This is a genomic window from Chamaesiphon sp. VAR_69_metabat_338, assembly GCF_031423935.1.
Lineage (GTDB): Bacteria > Cyanobacteriota > Cyanobacteriia > Cyanobacteriales > Chamaesiphonaceae > Chamaesiphon.
Window position 1 is genome coordinate 1 of the sequence record NZ_JANPGM010000435.1, and the last position, 2,544, is coordinate 2,544.

General features: G+C 50.5%; 2 protein-coding genes. Both read left to right on the forward strand.

The genetic code is table 11. The annotated features are described in order from the left end of the window. Positions 1-1,731, forward strand: a 1,731-nt coding sequence (locus tag RMO84_RS12025) for a transglycosylase domain-containing protein (protein ID WP_310488696.1), incomplete at its 5' end; no start/stop codon positions are given. Positions 1,732-1,998: 267 nt separating this feature from the next. Further along, on the forward strand, positions 1,999-2,544 hold a 546-nt coding region (locus RMO84_RS12030), incomplete at its 3' end, for a protein kinase domain-containing protein (protein WP_310488697.1).

Sequence of the window (2,544 nt, forward strand, 5' to 3'; positions counted from 1 at the left end):
AACGTCAACCCCTTACCAGATGCCAATGGCCCCGTAATGGTCTATGCCGAAGGGATGGAAGAACCCCTGCGTCCGCCCAAAGTCGGCGCACATAAGGATCTCGCCACATTGACCGATTTTTCGCCCTACCTGCCTAAAGCCCTCATTGCCTCCGAAGATAGTCGCTTTTATTGGCATTTTGGTGTCGATCCGTGGGGTGTGGGGCGCGCGCTGGTCGTCTCCCGCCAAAAAGGGAAACTGACTCAAGGTGCGAGTACGCTCACCCAGCAAGTCGCGCGGAGTTTATTTCGATCGTATGTGGGCAGCGAGGACAATCTGCCGCGCAAAATGCGCGAAGCCGTCGTCGCCCTCAAATTGGAGGCTACCTATAGCAAAGATAAAATCTTACTCACCTATCTCAATCGCGTCTTCTTAGGCGAAGATGCTCACGGATTTGAAGATGCCGCGCAACACTATCTCGGCAAATCCGCCCGCGATCTCACCCTCCCCGAATCTGCCATGTTAGTCGGCATTTTACCAGGGCCAAATATGTTCAATCCCTGTGTCGAAGACAAACAGGGACGCAAAGGCACCAGAGCGATCGAACGGCGGAATTTAGTCCTGACGCGAATGCTCGAAACCGGCGTCATCACCCAAGCTGAAGCGAGAGAAGCCCGCAGATCGACCCTCAACTATCGCGAGGAAGCTTGCACGCCGACTAGCAATACCAAGGCTCCCTATCTCTATACCTATGTGTTTGAGGAACTTCAAGAGATTTTGGGAGTAGAGACGGCCAAAGAAGGGAATTTTGCGATCGAGACTGGCTTAGATCTGAACATGCAAGCTAAAGCCGAAACCGCCCTGCGCCAAAGTGTGGCGGCGGCGGGTAGTAGCTATCGATTTTCCCAAGGTAGCATCGTTACCCTCGATCGGGATACCGGCATCGTCAAAGCGATGGTCGGCGGTATCAATTATCAAAAAAGTCAATTCAATCGCGCTGTAGACGCCCAACGCCAGCCCGGATCGACATTTAAACTATTTGGATATGCAGCCGCGATCGAGGGCGGCATCTCGCCGGGAAAGACCTATTCCTGCGACCCGCTCGCATGGGGGGGTAGAACCTTTCCGGGTTGCAATCATGGCGCGTCAGGAGCCGCCAATATGTATACGGGGTTTACCCTCTCCGAAAATGCGATCGCCCTGCGCGTCGCCAGAGATATCGGCTTACCTAAAGTCATGGAAACTGCCAGAAAAATGGGCGTCAAATCCCCACAGGACGAAGTACCCGCTCTAGTTTTGGGTCAGAGCGTCATGAATGTGCTCGAAATGACTGGTGCGTATAATGCCGTTGCCGATCGCGGCATCTGGCACCGCCCCCGCGTCATCAAACGCGTTTATGATACGAGCAATTGCAGTCTCAAACAAATTGACAAGTGTCGGGTGATGTACGATGCCACCAAAGACCCTCAGTCGAAGCGAGTCTTAGCAGCTAGTGTTGCGGATACCCTGACGACGATGATGCGGGGGGTCGTCACCAATGGTACTGGCAAAAATGCCGCGATCGGACTAGGAGAAGTCGGTAAAACCGGCACCACCAATGATAACGTCGATCTCTGGTTTATCGGCTTTATTCCCGCTAAAAATGTCACCACGGGCGTCTGGTTGGGCAATGATGATAATTCACCAACCAAAGGCAGCAGCGCGCAAGCCGCTCAATTATGGGGAAACTATATGGGTTCGGTTTATAAATAATTCAATCTCTTTATAGAACCCATTTGAAATCTTTTAAGCTCTAGACGATCGCCATAGAATTGGTGCGTTATGCTCCGCAGTAACACACCCTACTCTCAATTTATCATTGTGGAATAGGGTGTGTTTTCCTGTCAGCGACGCACGATCGTGAATCTTAGAGATCTCAAATGGATTCTATGCATATTTTCGATCGAGCGTCCCAATAGTAATAGACACAGCAGCGGAGATCGTTGGTGCGAACAATTACAATCTCAGATCTAGTTAGCCATGGAACTACTAGCAAATCGGGTGTTAGGCGATCGATATCAAATTCAATCTTTAATCGGTCGTCAGACTGGGAGAAGGACATTTTTGGCGCGGGATTTGCAGACAGATCGATCTGTGATTCTCAAGTTGCTCTTATTTGGTGTGGATTTCACTTGGGACGATCTGAAGCTATTTGAACGTGAAGCGGAAGTACTCAAATCGATCGATCTGCCTGCCATCCCCAAATATCTCGACTGGTTTGATGTCGATACCGAACTCGGCAAGGGCTTTGTGCTGGTGCAAACTTATATCGAAGCCAGATCCTTACAAAATTGGCTCGATGCGGGGCGGACTTTTAGCGAAGAAGATTTAATTGCGATCGCCAAGCAATTACTCACCATTCTCAATTATCTCCACAGTCGCCAACCTGCCATAATTCATCGAGATATCAAGCCGAGTAATATTTTACTCGGAGACAGAAGCGGCAACAGTCCAGGGCAAGTGTATTTAGTTGATTTTGGCTCGGTGAGAACAGCCACCACCGGCAGCACCATTACTGTCGTCGGC